This is a genomic window from Colwellia sp. 6M3 (assembly GCF_014077595.1).
Taxonomy (GTDB): Bacteria; Pseudomonadota; Gammaproteobacteria; order Enterobacterales; family Alteromonadaceae; genus Cognaticolwellia.
Window position 1 is genome coordinate 1 of sequence record NZ_JACGWF010000004.1, and the last position, 20428, is coordinate 20428.

The window sequence follows — 20428 nt, forward strand, 5'->3', positions numbered from 1 at the left end:
GAGCAATTAAGTAATATGTATAAAGAACTCGGAATATAAAGACATTTTTGTCGGCATGATAAAACACGTATTCTGCCTTTCGCTAATGTAAGTGAAGATAAAAAATTAAAGGAAAAGATTACATGATCACCTTAAATATCAACGGTAAAGAGCATCAATTTAATGATGATGGCAATATGCCATTGTTGTGGGTATTAAGAGATATTTTAAAATATACCGGCACTAAATATGGTTGCGGTAAAGGTTTGTGTGGCGCATGTACTGTCCACGTAGATGGCCAACCTATTCGCTCTTGTGTTATGCCAGTATCTGCACTTGCTAATCAAAAAATCACCACGATTGAAGGATTGTCAGAGCTGGGAGATCATCCGGTTCAACAAGCTTGGCAAGATTTAAATGTGCCTCAGTGTGGTTATTGCCAATCAGGACAAATAATGTCGGCAGTTGCGTTGTTAGAACGTGAACCTAATCCTAATGATGAAGAAATAGAACTTGCCATGAGTGGTAATATTTGTCGATGTGGGACTTATCAAAGAATCAAACAAGCTATTCATCTTGCTGCAGATTTAGCCACTGAAGTTAAAGGAAGCTAACCATGAAACATATTGAAAATGTTAGCCGTCGCGGCTTCTTAAAAAAACTGGGTATTAGTTCAACAGCATTAGTGTTGGGCGTGCAATTACCGTCAATGCTGACTATTCCAAAAGCGTTAGCCGCTGTTACTGGATCAGATACATTCTCACCGAGTGTTTATGTGCAAATCGGCGCTGATAACATTGTCAGTGTTGTAGTGCATAGATCTGAAATGGGACAAGGGATCAGAACAAGTATTCCGATGATTGTCGCCGACGAAATAGGTGCTGATTGGCAACAAATAGCGGTTGTACAAGGTTTAGGTGATAAAAAGTATGGGAGCCAAAATACAGACGGTTCGCGTTCTGTAAGACGTTTCTATCAACCATTGCGTGAAGCTGGCGCGGCAGCCCGTATGATGTTGCAGCAGGCAGCAGCTCAGCAATGGCAAGTAGATGTTAGTGAAACTACTGCAGTAAACAGTACTATTGTGCATAAAAAATCAGGCCGAGTATTACCATTTGGTAGCCTAGTTTCAGCAGCGAGTAAATTAAAACTACCGGAACAGTCGGCATTGGTATTAAAAGCCAAGAAAGATTTCAATCTTATTGGTAAGTCTGATGTGGCATTAGTTGATGGTAAGAAAATAGCTACCGGTGCTACCACCTATGGTTTTGATGTTGAACTCAACAACATGCAATATGCCGTTATTGCTAGGCCTCCGGTACTAGGCGCTAAAGTTAAGTCGTTTAATAGCGAAGCTGCAAAAGCGATAACAGGTGTTATTGATGTAGTGCAAATGCCTGATCTTGAAGAGCCTGCGATATTTAAGCCACTAGGTGGTGTTGCGGTGATCGCAAAAAATACCTGGGCAGCAATAAAAGGTCGTGAAGCATTAGAGATTCAATGGCATGAAAGTGAGCATCAAAGTTATAACAGCGAAGAATATAAAAAAGCGCTAGCTAACAGCTGTGATAATCCTGCGAAAACTTTACGCAGCAAAGGTAACGTAGATAAAGCACTTGCTGACGCTAAACAAGTGATTACAGCGTCATATTATGTACCAGAATTAATTCATGTACCGATGGAGCCACCAGCCGCAGCCGCACATTTTCATGATGGTATATTCGATATTTGGGCCTGTACACAAACACCACAATCAGCACAAGGCACTGTGGCTCAAATTTTGGGTGTAGCGCCCGAAAAGGTTAATATTAATGTTACTTTGCTCGGTGGAGGCTTTGGTCGTAAATCCAAGCCAGACTTCGTTGTAGAAGCAGCACTATTGTCAAAACAGTTAAATGTGCCAATTAAAGTTATGTGGACACGTGAAGATGAAGTTAAAAATGGCTACTACCATGCGGTTAGTTATCAAAAGTTAGTCGCTGGCATTGATGAGAATAACCAAGTTACTGCATGGCAGCATCATGCTGCTGAGCCACCCATTGGCTCAACATTTAGTAAAGGTGCTGACTTAATTGGTACAGAAGCAAGTTTAGGCTTTATTGATATGCCTTATGATATTGCTAATGTAAGTTGTGCTATTGGTAAAGCACCAGCACATACTCGGATCGGTTGGATGCGCTCAGTCACCAATATAAACCACGTATTTGCGATTAGTTCATTTATTGATGAACTAGCACAAGCTAAAGGTGTCGACAGTAAAGACAACTTAATAGCTATGCTAGGTGCTGATCGAAAAATCGATTTTGCTAAAGAGAATGCAGACTATAGCAACTACGGTGAAACGCTAGAGAAGTTTCCTGTAGATACTGCTCGCATGAAAGCCGTGATCGAAAGAGTAAGTAAAATGGCGAAATGGGGCAGAAAATTGCCTAAAGGCCATGGTCTTGGCATTGCAATGCACCGAAGTTTTGTTAGCTACGTTGCTTGTATTGTTGAGGTTTCAGAAAACAGTGACGGAAAAATTAAAGTCGATGATGTGTGGATGGCGGTAGATTGTGGTTTAGCCGTAAATCCTGAGCGTATTCGCTCGCAGATGGAAGGTGCGGCTATTTTTGCTTTATCGTTAACCTTCTTTAGTGAATTAACAGCAAAAAATGGTGTTATCGAACAAAATAATTTTGACAGTTATCAAGTAGCTCGTATTGCAGATGCACCCACTACACATGTTGAAATTATTGAAAGTGATGCGCCTCCGGGCGGTGTAGGTGAGCCTGGTGTTCCGCCTATCGCTCCGGCTATTTGTAATGCTATATTTAATGCCACGGGTAAACGTTATAGAGAATTACCTTTGAAAAAATATGGTATTGTTTAATTAAATAGCTGAAAATTAAGTCAATATAGTTTGGCTTAAGTTTTATTCAACACTTTAAAAAGCAGCAACTTCGCTGCTTTTTTATTGAATGCTGTTAAATAATCAATGAACTGATAAAATAACACGCATATAAACATTCAATAAGTATTCTAGCGCAGGAAAATAGATGGCTTCTTTACAAGATCAATTGTTAAAAGCAGGTTTAACAACCAAACAAAAAGCACGACAGGCAAATAGTGATAAACGTAAATCAGGCAAGCAAAAGCGCAGTGGCGTAAAAATTGATGCCAGCTTACAAGAGCAAGTAAAACAAGATCTTGAGTTAGCAAAAAAAGAAAAACTTGCCCGTGATATTGCCTTGAATAATGAGAAAAAGTTAGCTTTAGTTGCAAAAGAGCAACAACTTAGAATTCTACAAATTTTAAAGCACCATCAAGTAACCAATGTGAATGGTGAAGCAGAATACAATTACACTTTTAATAGCAAAATTAAGAAGTTATTTGTAGATAATGTAGCCCACAAAGCCCTCGTTAATGGTCGTTTAGCTTTATGTGGTATTGATGATACTACTTACATCGTAACGGCAGAAACGGCAGAAAAAGTGTCGAGTTTAGACCCTAGCGTAATTTTGGTGCAAAACACTAAAAGCATTGAAGACGTTATTGCTGAAGATGACCCTTATGCAGAATTTCAAATCCCAGATGATATGATGTGGTAATTACAGCATTTCATTTTTTTAGTTTATTTACTTAACTGTGAGCACAACCCTATTATGTTTTTAATTCGTTGGCCGATTGGCCGTTTAATTTTGTTATTAAATTTTATATTTTCACCAAGTGCGCCAAAACGCTCGCCACAATTACAAAAAGAAGTCGATGAAAGTACCGCGCACTTAAGCTTGTATCAACTACCTGCGTGTCCATTTTGTGTTAAAACTCGTCGAGCGATTAAGCGATTAGGCTTAAATATTGAATTACGCAATATTAACCAAAATGAGCAATACCGAGAAGAGTTGATTAAAGAAGGCGGAAAAAGAACCGTACCTTGTTTAAAAATAACTCAGGAAGACCAATCAATTATCTGGATGTATGAATCAAGTGACATTATTGCTTATCTAGAGAAGTACGCTCGCTAAGCCAGTTTTTCTAATTGATTTAATTTTATTAAGAATTTTTTTGCCTGTTTCATGGTCTATGTTTACTGACCGGATTAAATAACTTTCGCTTTGTGATCTATTATTTCGTCCGATTAGTATAATTAGATCTACTAGGGGTAAATATGTTGATCAAATCTAAGAAGAGCTATCAGCTGTCTGAGCAGCAAGTAACTGATGAATCAGTTTATCATTCGAGACGTGATCTTTTAAAAAAACTTGGTTATCTTGGGGCGGGTAGCTTACTTGCCCAATCGGCTGCTAGTCATGCTAGCCCAATTGATTTTTTTAGCAGTAAAAAAGAAGTCGTATTTCAGCGCCAAGCTTTAACATATGCCAAAGCTGATGAATCTGCACAAATATTAACGCCTGAAGCCAAAATTACAACACATAATAATTTTTATGAATTTGGTACCAACAAAGGTGACCCGGTAGAAAACGCGCAAGAATTCAACGTTAACCCTTGGCAGTTAACTATCTCAGGTGAAGTCGATAAACCTTATACACTGGGTTACGATGACCTCTTTAAACGCTTTCCTTTAGAAGAACGTATATACCGCTTACGCTGCGTAGAAGCGTGGTCTATGGTTATCCCGTGGGTGGGTTTTAGCTTAGCTGAGTTAATTAAAAAAGCAGCACCAAATTCAAAAGCCAAATATGTCGCATTTGAAACTTTATATGATCCTAAACAAATGCCAGGACAAGACAGTCGTCGTATTGGCGGTGGTGTGCAATATCCTTATGTAGAAGGCTTACGAATTGATGAAGCTATGAACCCATTAGCCTTTATGAGTGTTGGCTTGTATGGGAAAACTCTACCAGCCCAAAACGGCGCACCTATTCGTTTAGTTGTGCCTTGGAAGTATGGTTTCAAAAGTATTAAGTCAATTGTTGGCATAAAATTGGTTGAACATAAGCCACCAACAACCTGGAATATTCTAGCTAACAATGAATATGGATTTTATGCCAATGTAAATCCAGAAGTAGATCACCCTCGTTGGAGTCAAGCAAGTGAAAGACGTATTACTACCGGCGGTTTATTTGCACGCAACCGTATAGCTACATTACCTTTTAATGGCTATGGCGAAGAAGTTGCACAAATGTATAAAGGCATGGATTTAAGGAAAAACTATTAGTGTCAGCCAGTTCAGACACCATGCGTACAGTGACTTTTAAGTCAGTTTTCCTGCGTAATAGGGTATTGCTACTTAAAATAGCGATTCATTTAATGGCTTTTTTACCGCTATTAGGACTTTATTTTTTGGCATTTACTGAACAGCTTGGCGCGGATCCTGTAGAAGAAGTGATTCACTTTACGGGCATTGGCGCTTTTAATTTACTGCTTATTTCCTTATTGATCACACCGGTTGCAAAGAAATATCGTCAAGGCTATTTAGTTCAAACTAGACGGTTGGTAGGTTTATATAGCTTTACCTATGCGGTGTTTCATTTACTTAATTTTTTAGCTTTTGAAGTGCAATTTGACCTGACATTATTTTTTAATGAAATATTTGAACGGCCTTATATTACTGTGGGAATGGGCGCTTTAATTATTCTTCTTTCTTTGGCAGTAACATCAATCACAGCGCTGAGACGAAAAATGGGCCCTAAATGGCAAAAACTACATAATTGGGTTTATGTTGCTGTTTTACTCATTGCCTTACATTTTTTCTGGTCAGTTAAATCTGATATTGTTGAGCCAATGATTTATTTTTCTATTGCAGTAGTACTTTTAATATTACGCAAAGATAAAATAAAGCGTTGGTTTAGATAAAACCTTAACTGATATAAAGCTTAAGATACAAAAAAGCGAAAGTAATAACTTTCGCTTTTAATACTCAAAGAGCAGTGAAAAAACTATCTATCAAACATTACTCGCTACGAGATGTTACTTCAAGTAAGTGATAACCAAATTGAGTTTTAACAGGGCCTTGTACTTCATTCAATGGAGCTGAAAAAACAACCTCATCAAATTCTTGTACCATTTGGCCGCGCCCAAAAGAACCCAAAGCTCCACCTTGAGCTTTAGAAGGACAATTTGAATGCGCTTGTGCAACGGCGGTGAAATCTTCGCCCGCTGAGATTTGTTGCTTTAATGTTAGACATTGCTCTTCAGTATCAACCAATATATGACGTGCTGACGCTCTTAACATTTTATTACCTCCAGTTTTATATATCTAGCAGGACTTTACCGTATTTTTTTTCAAAATAACACAACCATTACAATTAAATACATTTACCATGGTTCGCTACATGTTGATAAAATCGCTTTGAATATGGCCTTAAATTAGACATTGATTATATTTTTAACCACTATCGTTTTAATTAATTGAAATTAATCTTATTGATAGGTTAAATTAATGGTGCAGGAGTTAATTTATAAATTTTAACACCAATAACCTAATCATTAATGAGCGAATATGTACTTACCAAATTTAAAACATTTACGCTACTTAGTAGCATTGCATCAACATCAACACTTTCATCAAGCGGCTCAGGCTTGCTTTGTTAGCCAGTCAACATTAAGTAGTGCAATTTTGAAGCTTGAACAGCAACTTAATTGTCAATTAATTGAACGAGACAATAAGTCATTTTTATTTACTAGCCAAGGTAATGAGTTTGTTGAAAAAGCACGTAAGTTGTTGGTTGATGCTAATGATCTTGTTAACAGTGCAAAACAACAAGGTCAAACCGATGGTGGGGTATTTAATATTGGTTGTATACCCACAATTGCCCCTTATTTATTGACTGACTTAGTGCCCGCTTGCCAACATGAATTAAAAAATTTACGTATTTATTTTCGAGAAGATACGACTGATAACTTATTAAATATGCTTAAAAACGGTGAGCTTGATGTTGTTATTCTTGCATTACCTATTGCGCAAAGAGGCTTTGAAAGTGAAGTGGTTGGTAAGGACCATTTCTTTGGGGCAGGTGATCCTAAATTAATGGCTAAATTTAGTGCTGAGCAAGATTATCAATGTTTACCTGAACATAGTGTGTTTTTGTTATCAAATGAGCATTGTTTAACTAAGCATGCTTTATCAGCTTGTAAGTTGGCTGACACCAGTCGAATCAACCCTTTTTCAGCCTCAAGTTTAGCAACCTTAGTACAAATGACCGCTTTTCATCAAGGCTTTACTTTTCTCCCTGAAATGGCGATAAAAAAAGGCTTTTCAAAAGCCGAAGGGCTAACGATAGAAAAACTTTCTGGAAATGTTTATCGAGAAATCGCTTTAATGCGACGGTCAACTAGCGCTGTATCACCTATCTACCAAAAACTATCGGCCATATTAGTAGATTTATTAAAATAATTTGAAAACTTTCAAACTTTTTTACTCCTCATCTCTACCTTTAATATAAGAACGTAAAATAATAGGACAATGCGTGTTTGAACGAAGCGACGAAACGCTAGTAAAACAAGCGCTGAAAGGTAAAAAGTCAGCTTGGGTTACCTTGGTAAAACGGTATGAGAAAAACTTATACAACTATACTCTTCGCATGGTGAGTAATCCTGACGACGCCTTAGATTTGATGCAGGATGTTTTTATGGCTGTTTTTCGAAATTTGGCATCATTTCGTGGAGACAGCCCATTTAAAGGTTGGTTGTTTAAAATTGCTCATTACCGTTGTATTGAATTTTACCGTCGAAAAAAGCCAACACAATCTTTAGATGATGCACCCGAGCAACAAGAACAAAGCGATGATACTTGTCCAGAAGCTCATTTTTTTTCAGGTCAGCAAGCAAGTTTGTTAAAAAAAGCGATGCAGACATTACCGGTTAATCAAAAGCTAGTGGTGGAGTTGAAATTTTTTCAACACTGCACTTTTGATGATATTTCAAAGCAATTAGGTGTTTCGGTGAACACGGTTAAATCACGCTTATATAGTGCGTTAGATAAACTAAAAGATCATTTGGAGTTAGACCATGTCAAATAAACGGTCGGAACAAGCGGTTAGTAAAAATACGAATAATGCTGAATCAAATCAAGAGCAAGCCTTTGCAGAATGGCTTGATGGTAAATCAGATGAATGTTCGTTAGATGAAGCGTCGTTATGGCAACAACGTAAAAATACTGTCAATGCTATTGAGCATCAAATCGAAATGTATGGTGATGAAAAAGTGCCATCATGGGACAGAGCTAGCGGCTTTGAAAGTGATAAAATACCATTTTGGCAATGGCGAGGCTTGCCTGCATTATCGATGGCTTTTTCCATATTCGCTTTGGCATTCGTGGTGTTCAAAGTCGAGTTAGTGATACAAGATAATAGCGTGTTATTAAGTTTTGCCGGAAATAATAACCAGCTACAAGAGCAAAAGTTAACTCAGTTAGTTGATCAACGCTTACAGAGCTTTGCGCAAGAGCAGCAAGTGGTATTAGCTAACTATGCCGCGGATATTAAAGTTAAACAGCAAGATAATAATTTACAGCTTGCCAGTTATATCATGGGGGCTTCTCGTCAGGAGCGTAAAGAAGATATAAGTGACTTTATTCAATACATTAATGCTGAACGAAAAGATGAAATTTTAGAGCAAAAAATTAAGTATCAAGCGCTAGAACAAGCGATTAAATATAACAAAGCTTATCAAAGTGAAAGTATTAAAGGCTTTGGGTTAAAGCAAGGCGATGTAAAAAGTAGCCCTGCTAATTGGACAACCGAGGAATAGAGAATGAATAAATATAAAGTATTATCATCAAGTATAGTGTTGCCTTGTATGCTTATGTCGACTGCATTATTGGCTGCAGAGCAAGGTACAGAGCAGTATTCAGGATTGCATAAACAGCTATCTATCATGAGTGATATTATTAAATCATCAGTGACTGATAAATCGGCCAATCAGTTATCAAAAATTAATAGTATTGAAAGTACCTATTTACGTGGCCAAGGTGTTGTTTTTACTATTAGCTCTGCCGCAAATAATAGCCAGTGGGGTAATTACAGTTTTAATTTTTCAATGCCTGAAATGCCTACCTTGCCAGAAATGCCAGCGGCTCCAATAGCGCCTGAGGTTAATCAAAATTTTCATGAGAAATTTGATATTGATATTAATCAAACGGTTAGTCATGCAATGGAGTCCGCAGCTGTGGGTTATGAAAGAATCGTAGAAATTTTTGAACATAATCGTGATAAAACCAGAGAGCTCAGAGAAGAGCAGCGTGAGCTTGCATACAATTTAAGGGATGTAGAGCGTGAAAAACGTGATTTAAATTACCAGCTTGCCAGAGCGAGCGATGAACGCAAAGCCGAGATCATAAAAGACTTAAAAAGCCTTGAGAAACAGGAATCAAAATTAAACGAAGATAAAGTAAAAATTACCGACAAGGCGAATGACTTGGCCAAAAAGCAAAAAGCAGAACAGTCGAAAAGGATAGAACATCGTGCGCAGTATTATCAGCAATTAACGGTGAAACTAACCGAAACGCTTTGTTTATATGGTAATGGTTTAAAAGAGTTACCAAAGCAAGAACATGTCAGTGTTATTTTGAAGTCTGCGGGCGAGCAATCTTCAGGTCGTTATAAAGACAGTATTTTGGTGTTTACTAAGGAAGATATTGCAAGTTGTTCAGCAGATAAAATAAGTGCTGCAAAGTTAATGGACAAAAGCCAAGCTTATCAATTTTAACCACATTTAGATTAAGCATATTAGATTAAGTAAAAACGAGTTAACGCTACATAATAAAAAACCGTTAATAAGCTGTTTTTTATTTAATGACTTAAATACAAAATAGATGAATGACTTAATTTATATTTTTAACTATAAAATTGACTTTTCTTTTATCAACTTTTTCATTGATATTTTCTTTGCTCTTAGCGCTTTTTGATGAAAAGTTGAAGTAAGCGATGACTTGTTGCAACTTGTCATTGAATTTTGCAGCGAACTCAAAGAAGGAATTTTTTTTATCAAACTTACGTGGCACTAAACTGGAAAAGTCAGCAACTTTAATTCCCTGCATAGGTTGCTGGGAAGTTTGATTAGATGAAACTGCATTGCTTTGATGGTATTGAGTGAATATTTCACTGGTAATTGCAGGATACGAGAAGTTATTAATATCATCGATAGCAGATGACTGTATTGTAAAAACTACAATATCTTTGGTTAAGTTAGAGTGCAACTTTTGCTTAGTTCTTTTTTCTGCATAAGCTGTTGAGCAATATAGAAAAAAAAGACTGAAAATAGTAAGTAAAGTGGCAACTAAGTTGGGCTTAAATTGAATTGTCATTTTGTATTCCTCATCACATGTCGACCTTAAATCATTCCTTGATATCCCATCGTACCATTATGTTACAAATTAATATAGATAATGACTTGTGTTTACGCGATAGCGATAAGGTAGACGGTTTACTTTATCAGACCAATAGCCTAATTTTTAATAAGTAGAGTTATAAAAGTGAAAATTAGCATTATCACACAAGCTTTAGCTTTATTCGTATTAGGCAGCAGTAAGTGCAAGTTGTTGTAGGAAAATATGAAAGCTAATCTGCAGTTAAAATACCAATAGTGTGGAAGTTAATAAGGCGTTGTTATCAGTGAAAAAACTATGTGTAGAATATTTGCTGACAATAGATTGGTAGTCATAAATGCAATTATTTATGACTACCGGCAAGAGCTTACTTAAGACGTAACAACTGCAGAGTGCTTTATTTAACTTGTGCTTTATACACAAGCCTATTTTTATGTAATAAAGGCTCAGTATAACCGTTAGGTTGTTCATGGCCTTGCAGTACTAATGCTAATGCAGTTTGAAAAGCAATACTGTTGTCAAAGTTATTCGACATTGCATGATATTGCGTATCATGCTGATTTTGTTTGTCTACAACGGCCGCCATTTTTTTCAAGCTTGTTAACACTTGCTCTTTAGTGCAAATATTATGTTGTAGCCAATTGGCCATATGTTGACTCGAAATACGCAGTGTTGCTCGATCTTCCATTAAGCCAACATTGTTAATGTCGGGTACTTTTGAGCAACCAACACCTTGATCAATCCAGCGAACAACATAACCTAAAATACCTTGCGAATTATTATCCAACTCATCAGAAATTTCTTGTGCAGTCCACTGAGTATTCTCGGCTAAAGGTATGGTTAATATATCGTCTATGTCGGCCGGCGTACGTTTTTTAAGTGTTTGCTGTAATTGCAGCACATTAACTTTATGATAATGCAAAGCATGCAATGTAGCAGCCGTTGGTGAAGGTACCCAAGCCGTATTTGCACCCGCTTTAACATGGTTGATTTTTGTTGCAAGCATGTTCGCCATTTGATCGGGAATCGGCCACATGCCTTTACCTATTTGTGCTTTACCGCTAAAACCACACGCTAAACCCACATCAACATTGTTATCTTCATACGCAGATATCCATTTTGTTAACTTTATATCTGCTTTTCTTGCCATAACGCCCGCTGCCATAGAGGTATGGATTTCGTCACCTGTTCGGTCAAGAAAGCCAGTATTAATAAATACTACGCGCTCTTTTGCCTGATAAATACAGGCTTTAAGGTTTACACTGGTACGACGCTCTTCATCCATTATGCCCATTTTTAAAGTATTACGTGGCAGTGTTAATAAATCTTCAACACGGTCAAATAATTCATTAGCGAAAGCGACTTCTTCTGGACCATGCATTTTAGGTTTAACAATGTAAACAGAGCCTGTTTCACTGTTGCGTAAAGTATTTTCTTTATTGACGTCATAGCTTGAAATTAATGAGGTAATCACGGCGTCCATAATACCTTCAGGTACTTCATTATTGTGCTGGTCAATAATGGCATTGTTAGTCATTAAGTGGCCAACATTTCGCACGAACATTAAACTACGCGCTTTTAAGCTACTTTGCGTACCATCAAGTTTTTGATAAGTTTTATCTGCATGCATTAAGCGAGTTTGCTGCTTGCCAGACTTTTCAAATGTTTCAGATAACGTACCTTGATTTAAGCCTAACCAGTTTTGATAGGCTATTACTTTGTCAGCAGCATCAACCGCGGCTACAGAGTCTTCACAATCCATAATGGTTGTTATTGCTGACTCCATTGCAATGCCACTAACGCCTGCTATATCGCTTTTTGCAATTGTACTGTCTTGATCAAATTCAATAATAAAATGTAAATCATGATGTTTGAAAACCAACTCACTCGGAGATGCTGGTTCGCCATTAAAACCAATAAATAAACCAGGTTGGCCTAGGTAAGTATTCTCATCATTCTTCAGTGTAACGACTAACTTACCATCAACCACTTTATAACACTGTGCGTTATGGTGTGATCCGCTCTCTAGTGGGATAGTTTGATCTAAAAAGTCGCGAGCAAAGTCAATAACCTTAGCACCGCGAGCTGGATTATAAGATTTTGTTTTTTCTGCACCATTGTCTTCACTTATAACGTCTGAGCCATATAAAGCATCGTATAAACTTCCCCAACGAGCATTTACTGCATTTAAAGCAAAGCGGGCGTTCATTACTGGAACTACTAGCTGTGGACCGGCTATAGTGGCTAATTCTGCATCAACATTTTTTGTTGAAATAGTGAAGTCGTCAACAGGTGCTGCTAGGTAACCTATCTCTGTTAAAAAGCCTTTGTAATCAGAAAAATTAAAGTTATCAGCTTGATGACCTTGATGATAAGCGGTTATTTTTTGTTGTAGCGCATCACGTTTTATCAATAAGTCTTTATTTTTTGGTGCTAGCTCCTCAATAAGGTTGGCAAAGCCTGACCAAAAGGTGTCTTGAGGTAGCTTGGTACCCGGAAGCACTTGTTCATTAACAAAGTTATAAAGTTCTTCTGCTACCTGCAAATTTGCGATTGAAATTCTTTTTGTCATGGGACACCTATTGTTGAAAGTTAAGAAGAAAGTATTCTTACTTTAATACATTTACGAAAAACCAATACCTGCAATGTAGGAATATTGTGTAGCTGATGCAATAGCTGCTGGTTAACCACTGCGTGAGTTTGTGTGGTGTTTTTTATGCTGTATTGTTTTTTATATTTATAACTACTTGTTAAATAATATTAAATATTAATTATTTCATGGTTTTAAATATCATTATTCACACTATTGTTTATTATGATTTTTGTTATTTATTTTATGAATTATCTATTTAGAAGGCATGTTCTCACATTATATTGCTTTAGTACCATGGCAATATAATAACTTTAGCTTAGGTTATTTAAAATTTCCGATCAAAATTTCAATTAAATATTGTCATAAAGCAACGGTAAAAAAGCGTAGAATTGCTACGGATATTACGAATAAAGCGCTACTAAAAAAGCGTTACTAAAAAGTTAATAATAAATGGGCTAATAGTAGCGGTAATAACCGCGGACACAATTAAGGCTAATGAACTATAAGCGGCATGTTCGTAACTGATATTACTCACGGTAGCCGTACCTATAGCGTGGCTAGCTGCGCCTATGGCTAAGCCTTGCGCTTTCGGTGATTTAACTTTTATAAACTTTAACCAAGGAGGACCGGCCAAAGCACCAATAAAACCAGCAAGAATAATAGCAAAAGCTGTAATTGCTGTATTACCGTCCAATTGACCCGCTATGGCAATAGCAATAGGTGTAGTTACTGACTTTAATGACAGAGCAACCGCAATGGTGTGATCGCCAACCAATAACATAGTAACAACAAAGCTACTAACAATGGCAACAAAAGCCCCTATAAACAATACCCATATGATACTTTTCCATTGATTGGCAATAGTTGCTAGATGTTGATAAAGCGGAAATCCCAGGGCTACAACAGCAGGCTCTAGTAAGGCATTTAATAACCAAGAACTAGCAAAGTAACGTTCAAAGCTAATGTCTTGCCACAATAAAATAGCAATAATAACTAAAATACTCACCAGCATAGGCTGTAACCAAATTGCATTGAGTTTGCGTTGAAAAACCGCCGTGATTTGAAATAGTGCAATAGTAGCCGCTATAGCAAAAATTGAAGATAACAAGTGGCTACTTAATAGATTAGAGATCATTAGCTTACTCGTCATCCGTAGCATGGCGCTGATAATGTAAGCCGACAATAGTCATTAGCAAGAAGGTTGTTACAAAAGTAATCATGACGATGGTGATACCAAACTGCTTGATTAATTCAAAATGGTTCATGATACCAACACCTGCGGGCACAAAGCATACCCCCATATGTTTCAAGCCCCACACGACACTACTTTTAATACGATCGGCATTAAAAACTCGAAGATGTAATGTCAGCGTAAAAATAATCAAGCCGTATAAACTACCCGGTAAAAAAGGAACAAAAAAGGCACATAGTTTTCCCAAAGCAACACAGCTAAATATTGCAAACATACTATATAATGCATTGAATGTTCTTTGTTTAAACGTGTTCACAATTACTCATAACCTCCATGTGCTCGAAGCTTAGTTAGCCCTCATTTGCAGCTTCGATAACTAACTGCCTAAACCAAATATGACTAGCATCATGATGCAAGAGTGGGCTCCATATCATTTTTAATTCAATGTCAGGAATATCGAAAGGGGGTTTTAGCACCGTGTAATTTGCATCATTTTTGTGAATTAAGGCGGCCCGTGTGGGTAAAGTTGCCACTAATTCATCTTCAAGTGCCAATTGCATCGCTACATGGTAATTTCGGGTAAATACTTTTATGTCACGCTGTTTACCTAAGCGCGCTAAAGCTTCGTCAACCCAACCCAACTTTTGTACATCTTTTGGATCCATACCAACACCAACACCAAAGCCTGTTTTAGATACCCAAACATGCTTGGCACTCAGGTAGGTGTTGAGATTGAATTTTGACACTACGGGATTATCAGCACTTAACAAACAAGAGAAGGAGTCACGCCATATCGTTTTTTGATGAAATGATTGCGGCAGTTCGTCAAAGCGGTTAATCGCCATGTCAATTTTGCCGGCTTCCACGTCATGAAAGTTAACATCACTTGGGGTCATAATATCAATCGTGACATTAGGCGCTATTTGATTAATACGTTTCAATAATTTTGGTAATAAGGTTGAAGCCGCGTAATCACTTGCCATTAATCGAAAAACTCGCTGGCTGTTAAGTTCGTTGAACTCTTCTTCACCTTGCAGTGCTTCTTCTAATTCTAATAAAATTTTACGAATAGCAGGTCCTAAAGCACGTGCACGTTCTGTTGGCACCATACCATCAGAAGTTCTGACTAATATAGGATCATTAAAAAGTGTGCGCAGCCTTTTTAGACCGTTACTCATGGCAGGTTGTGTAATATTTAACTGACCTGCAGCACGCGTAACATTTTTTTCTCTGAGTAATACATCAAGATAAATCAGTAAATTTAAATCAATTTTTGAGATATTCATAAAATTAATAATCTAATACAAAAATATAAGCTAGATTTATGTCATGGCTCAAGAGGATAATCAAGTAAATTTAGAGAAAGAAATAAATTAATTTTAGTGTTTTTACACATGAAAAGCAGAGATAAATAATCTTAATTATTGAATTCATTGGACTATTTTATAATGTTATTTAGAGTTAATACACCATTATTTCCTTTGTGAATGGTAGGTATGTTAATTATATATTTCATTTATTTTAGTTGGTTGGTTTAGTATTTATGTTGTTCGGTGTGACAGCTTACACAAGCGGTTACATCATAAAGTATTTACATACTGTCAGTTATAACTTTTGGAGAAAGTGATATGTCTAATTATCAAAGTGCAATAGAAGCAGTTCAAGCGATTAAAGAAAAAGCTGGCAGTTCTTGGGATGCCATCAATCCTGAGTCAATAGCTCGTATGCGAGCGCAAAATAAATTTAAAACAGGTTTAGACATTGCCCAATATACAGCAGACATTATGCGCCGCGATATGGCTGCTTATGATGCTGATAGCTCTAAGTACACACAATCATTAGGTTGCTGGCATGGTTTTATTGGCCAACAGAAAATGATTTCTATCAAGAAACATTTTGCTGGTCAAACTGACCGACGCTACTTGTACCTTTCTGGTTGGATGGTTGCTGCACTGCGCAGCGAGTTTGGTCCTCTTCCAGATCAATCAATGCATGAGAAAACCTCAGTAGCTTCTTTAGTAGCAGAGCTATACACCTTTTTACGCCAAGCAGATGCGCGCGAATTAGGCGGTCTTTTCCGCGAATTAGACGCTGCAGCAGAAGGCGACAAAGCCGCAATTCAAGATCAAATTGATAATCATGTAACACACGTTGTTCCAATTATTGCTGATATTGATGCTGGTTTTGGTAATGCTGAAGCAACTTACATCATGGCTAAACAAATGATCGAAGCGGGTGCTTGTGCATTACAAATCGAAAACCAAGTAGCTGATGAAAAACAATGTGGACATCAAGATGGTAAAGTAACAGTACCTCATGCAGATTTTCACTCTAAAATTCGTGCATTACGCCATGCTTTCCTAGAACTAGGTATCGACAACGGCATTATCGTTTCACGTACTGACTCTGAAGGTGCTGGCCTTACAAAAGAAATCGCTGTTGTTAAAGAACCTGGCGACCAAGGCGACATATATAATTCATTCCTAGACGTTGAAGAAATTGACGTAGCTGATATGGCTGAAGGCGATGTATGTTTTAACCGCGATGGCAAGCTTGTTCGTCCTAAGCGTTTACCTTCTGGTTTATACCAATTCCGTCAAGGTACAGGTGAAGAGCGTTGTGTATTTGATAGCATTGAAGCGATTAAAGCAGGCGCAGATTTACTTTGGATTGAAACAGCAACACCAAACGTAGCCGATATCACAGCGATGATGAACGAAGTACGTAAAGAAATTCCAAATGCGAAGCTTGTTTATAACAATAGCCCATCGTTTAACTGGACACTAAACTTCCGTCAACAAGCATACGACAACATGGTTGAAGCTGGTCAAGATGTATCTAGCTACGTACGTGCTGATTTAATGAGTGTTGAATACGATACTACAGAATTAGCGGCATCAGCTGATGATAAAATCCGTAGCTTCCAATCAGACACAGCGCGTGAAGCGGGTATATTCCATCACTTAATTACATTGCCAACTTACCATACGGCTGCGTTATCTACCGATAACCTTGCCAAAGAATACTTTGGTGATGCAGCTATGCTAGGTTATGTAGAAGGTGTACAACGTAAAGAAATTCGTCAAGGTATTGCCTGCGTTAAACATCAAAACATGTCAGGTTCTGACATGGGTGATGATCACAAAGAATACTTTGCTGGTGAAAACGCTCTTAAAGCAGGTGGCGCTAAAAACACCTCTAACCAGTTTTAATAACATACCAACATTATTGTTGATGTGTAAAACAGACCCAACCGAAGTAAAAGTACTGTGTTAGAGCAGTATGATCGATAAGTTAATAATTTTTAACTTGAAAATCGATTGAAACCAAAGTCCGATGAACATGTTCATCGGATTTTTTTTTATCAAAAATAAGTCACCTAGAAGAATAATAAAACTAGCTGAGCTTTATTGCGTACCATCAAAAAGTCCGAAGTTATTCGTAGTAAATATATACTGGTTACATAAGTTTACACTTTTGTTAAAGATTCTAAGTGGTTAACCTGTTAAAACTGGACTTGATTTGCTATAAAAATCAACTGACTTTTCTTATTGGACTTATTTAGCTAAATAGTATTTTAGCAAAAAAATACTATTCAAATATTATAAAAAAACAAGTCATTATAAAACATAAAAAGGAAGATAAAATGAAACTCTCAAACAGACGTAAACATACACTCGCCCTCAGCATAGCCGCTGCCTTATTTGCCTCACAAAGCCATGTTGTGGTCGCTGCTGAAAAAGACAGCGTAGAACGCATAGAAGTTACCGGTTCTCACATCAAAAGAACTGACATGGAAGGACCATCGCCATTAACATCACTTAGTGCAGAAGATATCGCTAATAGTGGTGTTACTGACCTAATCGGCCTTTTTACTAAGTTACCTATGGCCGGACAAGGTACATTTTCAACACAAGGGAACAGTAGTGACAATACCAGTAATGGTGGTTCAAGTGTTTCATTACGTGGTTTGGGTGCAGACTCAACGTTAATACTTGTCAATGGTCGTCGCGTTTCTGTTTCACCTTTTGCTAATAATATTGACACTGCATTTGTTGATATTAACAATATTCCATTAGCAGCAATTAAGCGTGTTGATATTCTAAAAGATGGCGCTTCAGCAACATATGGTTCTGATGCTGTTGCCGGTGTAATCAATATCGTACTTCGTGACGATGTTGAAGGCGCTGAAGTTTCCGCAAAACTCGGTGATACCGCAGATGGCGGTGGTAAAGAAAAAAATATAAGTCTTGTTTGGGGTAACTCAACAGAAAAAAGCAGCCATACGTTTGCGTTAGATTACTTCGAGCGTGAAGAAATTCTTTATGCGGATCGCGACTATTCAAAATCGGCGAATCAAGCAGCATTGAGACCTAACGATCCGTTTGCCACTGACTTTAGAAGTTCATCAGGGTTCCCTGGTACTATAGCTTTAGCGGATGATTCAACTATTCGTATGCCAGATACTTTTGGCAATGACGTTTGTGCACCAGAAGACATTATCGGCAACCTTTGTGGTTATGATTACGCACCGGTAATGACTTCAGTACCTGCTACTGAACGAGCTAGCTTTATTTACTTAGGTAAATATGAAATTAATGACAATTTACGTGGTTTTGCTGAATTGAATGGCCAACATTCAAAAACCACTATTCGCGGTGCAGGTAGCCCGAGTTTTAATGAGCTATTTATGTCGGGCGATAATGTAAATCATCCATTTGCAGATTTGCCAGACCATGCTTTTTATCAGCAAGATTTAACTATGCGTCGACGTATGCTCGATATTGGTAACCGTGAAAAGCGTGTCACTTCTGACTATTACCGTTCAATCATTGGCTTACAAGGTGAGATCGAAGATTGGAGCTGGGAAATTGCTTATAACTACATTAAAAGCACATCAACAGAGCGTGGCGTAAACGGTTTCCCTAATTCTCGTCGCACACAAGAAGCAATTGATAGTGGTTTATGGAATCCGTTTGAACCTTCAAGTAACTTACAAGAATCATTAGATTTTATTGAAACCACTACTACACGTATTGGTAAATCAACCAGTAAGTCTTTCGATGGTAAAATTAGCGGTTCAATCATGGAAATGGAACATGGTGATCTTGGCTTAGCCGTTGGTGTTGAATACAGAGAAGAAAGCATTAGTGATAATCCTGATGATCAATTCTTACGTGGTGAAGTTTTTGGTACTGAAGCAACTCAAGCGAATGGCAAGCGTGATAATACCTCTGTTTTTGCAGAGTTAGCTATTCCAGTGCTAGACACACTTGAAGTGCAAGTTGCTGTTCGTCATGAAGACTATAGTGATTTTGGCACCACAACCGATCCAAAAGTTGCCTTTATTTGGCAACCTACCGATTCTTTATCATTACGTGGCTCATACGGAACAGCGTTTAGAGCACCTTCATTGCATCAAATCGGCTTAGGTAATACTGATGAATCTCCTACTTTAGTTGATTCGGTGCGCTGTGCAGCTGTCGGCATTGATTGTGATCCGAAAGAGTACACCGCGGTATTATCAGGGAATGACGACTTAGGTCCTGAAGAATCGAAAAGCTATAACTTAGGTTTAATCTATGAAGTAGCTGATAATTTAGACTTCTCAATTGATTATTATGATTATGATATTGAAAACGTAATTACTAAAGATACTCAGTTTAAATTTAGTACTTTAGGTAATGATCCAACTGTTGTAGAACGTTTACCGTCATCTCTTGCTGGCGATCCAGGTGAAGTAGTACGTATTTTTGATCAATATGAAAACATTGGTAATATCACAACCTCTGGTTTAGATATTGAAGCCAACTACGGTTTAGACACTGATATAGGCGAGTTCAAATTTACCTATGTAGTCAATTATGTTTTATCTTATGAAGATGCGCGTCCAAATGCTGATGGCTCTATGCGTATTGACACTCAAGAAGGTGACTTTGAACAACCTGAAGTGCGTTGGACATTCAACACGTCTTGGGTACAAGGTGATTGGAACGCAAGTATGGCGATTAACTATATTGGCGAATTTAAACAAGACGCTGCTGTAGCGACTGAAGGCATGAGTGATGTAGACGCATGGACAACGGTTGATACCACGGTAAATTATATTGGTATTGAAAACACCACGTTAAGTCTTGGTGCTACAAACCTATTTAATGAAGAGCCTCCGTTTGCTTATCATGACTTTATGGGCTTTGTTAGTGGTACGCACAATAGCCAAGGTCGTTTTGTGTATGTTAAAGCAAGCTATAAGTTTTAAATAATGATTAGTATTTAATATCAGCTTAAATCTTGTTAAAGCGCTTACTTAGGTAAGCGTTTTTTTTTGCCAAGAATAGGCTGAAATAAGCCGTAACAATCGTTAAGAGAATGCTTTTGTTGTGTATGTTAATAG

At 37.5% G+C, this 20428-nt stretch carries 18 protein-coding genes; 12 read left to right on the plus strand and 6 right to left on the minus strand.

The genetic code is table 11. The features are described from left to right. Positions 1-122 precede the first annotated feature (122 nt). The 6 genes from H4J50_RS01610 (at position 123) to msrQ (ending at position 5778) form a co-directional block, all read left to right on the plus strand. Positions 123-593, plus strand: coding sequence for a (2Fe-2S)-binding protein (locus tag H4J50_RS01610; protein ID WP_108457155.1), 471 nt, complete (start codon positions 123-125; stop codon positions 591-593). A 2-nt stretch (positions 594-595) separates the two neighbouring features. Then, on the plus strand, positions 596-2851 hold the full coding sequence (locus H4J50_RS01615) for a xanthine dehydrogenase family protein molybdopterin-binding subunit (protein ID WP_182254032.1): 2256 nt from the start codon (positions 596-598) through the stop codon (positions 2849-2851). A gap of 166 nt (positions 2852-3017) precedes the next feature. Continuing rightward, positions 3018-3569, plus strand: coding sequence for a DUF2058 domain-containing protein (locus H4J50_RS01620; protein WP_182254034.1), 552 nt, complete (start codon positions 3018-3020; stop codon positions 3567-3569). 54 nt (positions 3570-3623) lie between these two features. Beyond that, complete coding sequence (locus tag H4J50_RS01625) at positions 3624-3986, plus strand: glutaredoxin (protein ID WP_108457152.1); 363 nt, start codon at positions 3624-3626, stop codon at positions 3984-3986. 143 nt (positions 3987-4129) lie between these two features. Then, positions 4130-5140: a protein-methionine-sulfoxide reductase catalytic subunit MsrP gene (gene msrP / locus H4J50_RS01630; protein ID WP_108457151.1), complete on the plus strand. Its 1011-nt coding sequence runs from the start codon at positions 4130-4132 to the stop codon at positions 5138-5140. After that, positions 5140-5778: a protein-methionine-sulfoxide reductase heme-binding subunit MsrQ gene (gene msrQ, locus H4J50_RS01635; RefSeq protein ID WP_310733243.1), complete on the plus strand. Its 639-nt coding sequence runs from the start codon at positions 5140-5142 to the stop codon at positions 5776-5778. The genes msrP and msrQ overlap by 1 nt, the downstream gene beginning before the upstream one ends. A 97-nt stretch (positions 5779-5875) precedes the next feature. Here msrQ and H4J50_RS01640 read toward each other — a convergent pair whose 3' ends face one another. Beyond that, the gene (locus H4J50_RS01640) at positions 5876-6157 is read right to left on the minus strand and encodes a peptidylprolyl isomerase (RefSeq protein WP_108457150.1); all 282 of its coding nucleotides are present in this window, start codon (positions 6155-6157) and stop codon (positions 5876-5878) included. Positions 6158-6424: 267 nt separating this feature from the next. Between H4J50_RS01640 and H4J50_RS01645 the strand changes: the two genes are divergently transcribed. The 4 genes from H4J50_RS01645 (at position 6425) to H4J50_RS01660 (ending at position 9630) form a co-directional block, all read left to right on the plus strand. Then, entirely contained in the window at positions 6425-7318 is an 894-nt protein-coding gene (locus H4J50_RS01645; protein ID WP_108457149.1) for a hydrogen peroxide-inducible genes activator, read from the plus strand. A 73-nt stretch (positions 7319-7391) separates the two neighbouring features. Continuing rightward, positions 7392-7943: an RNA polymerase sigma factor gene (locus H4J50_RS01650; RefSeq protein ID WP_108457148.1), complete on the plus strand. Its 552-nt coding sequence runs from the start codon at positions 7392-7394 to the stop codon at positions 7941-7943. Continuing rightward, the gene (locus H4J50_RS01655) at positions 7933-8673 is read left to right on the plus strand and encodes a hypothetical protein (protein ID WP_182254036.1); all 741 of its coding nucleotides are present in this window, start codon (positions 7933-7935) and stop codon (positions 8671-8673) included. Before H4J50_RS01650 ends, H4J50_RS01655 begins: the two co-directional genes overlap by 11 nt. A gap of 3 nt (positions 8674-8676) precedes the next feature. Continuing rightward, a complete protein-coding gene (locus H4J50_RS01660) occupies positions 8677-9630 on the plus strand; it encodes a hypothetical protein (RefSeq protein ID WP_182254038.1) in 954 nt (317 codons plus the stop codon). Positions 9631-9745: 115 nt separating this feature from the next. Here the strand turns inward: H4J50_RS01660 and H4J50_RS01665 are convergent, their stop codons facing one another. The 5 genes from H4J50_RS01665 to H4J50_RS01685 all read right to left on the minus strand — a co-directional run bounded on the left by H4J50_RS01665 (position 9746) and on the right by H4J50_RS01685 (position 15320). Beyond that, a complete protein-coding gene (locus H4J50_RS01665) occupies positions 9746-10228 on the minus strand; it encodes a hypothetical protein (RefSeq protein WP_182254040.1) in 483 nt (160 codons plus the stop codon). Between the two features lie 418 nt (positions 10229-10646). Next, positions 10647-12821, minus strand: coding sequence for a malate synthase G (locus tag H4J50_RS01670; protein WP_108457144.1), 2175 nt, complete (start codon positions 12819-12821; stop codon positions 10647-10649). A 439-nt stretch (positions 12822-13260) separates the two neighbouring features. After that, positions 13261-13977, minus strand: coding sequence for an LrgB family protein (locus tag H4J50_RS01675; RefSeq protein WP_182254041.1), 717 nt, complete (start codon positions 13975-13977; stop codon positions 13261-13263). Positions 13978-13981: 4 nt separating this feature from the next. Then, positions 13982-14350, minus strand: a complete 369-nt coding sequence (locus tag H4J50_RS01680; RefSeq protein WP_310733244.1) for a CidA/LrgA family protein — start codon at positions 14348-14350, stop codon at positions 13982-13984. A gap of 34 nt (positions 14351-14384) precedes the next feature. Beyond that, positions 14385-15320: a LysR family transcriptional regulator gene (locus tag H4J50_RS01685; protein WP_108457142.1), complete on the minus strand. Its 936-nt coding sequence runs from the start codon at positions 15318-15320 to the stop codon at positions 14385-14387. A gap of 342 nt (positions 15321-15662) precedes the next feature. On the opposite strand from H4J50_RS01685, the gene H4J50_RS01690 reads away from it, so the two are divergent. Both H4J50_RS01690 and H4J50_RS01695 read left to right on the plus strand, forming a co-directional pair. Continuing rightward, entirely contained in the window at positions 15663-17246 is a 1584-nt protein-coding gene (locus H4J50_RS01690; RefSeq protein ID WP_182254043.1) for an isocitrate lyase, read from the plus strand. Between the two features lie 434 nt (positions 17247-17680). After that, the gene (locus H4J50_RS01695; RefSeq protein ID WP_182254045.1) at positions 17681-20293 is read left to right on the plus strand and encodes a TonB-dependent siderophore receptor; all 2613 of its coding nucleotides are present in this window, start codon (positions 17681-17683) and stop codon (positions 20291-20293) included. Positions 20294-20428 lie beyond the last annotated feature (135 nt).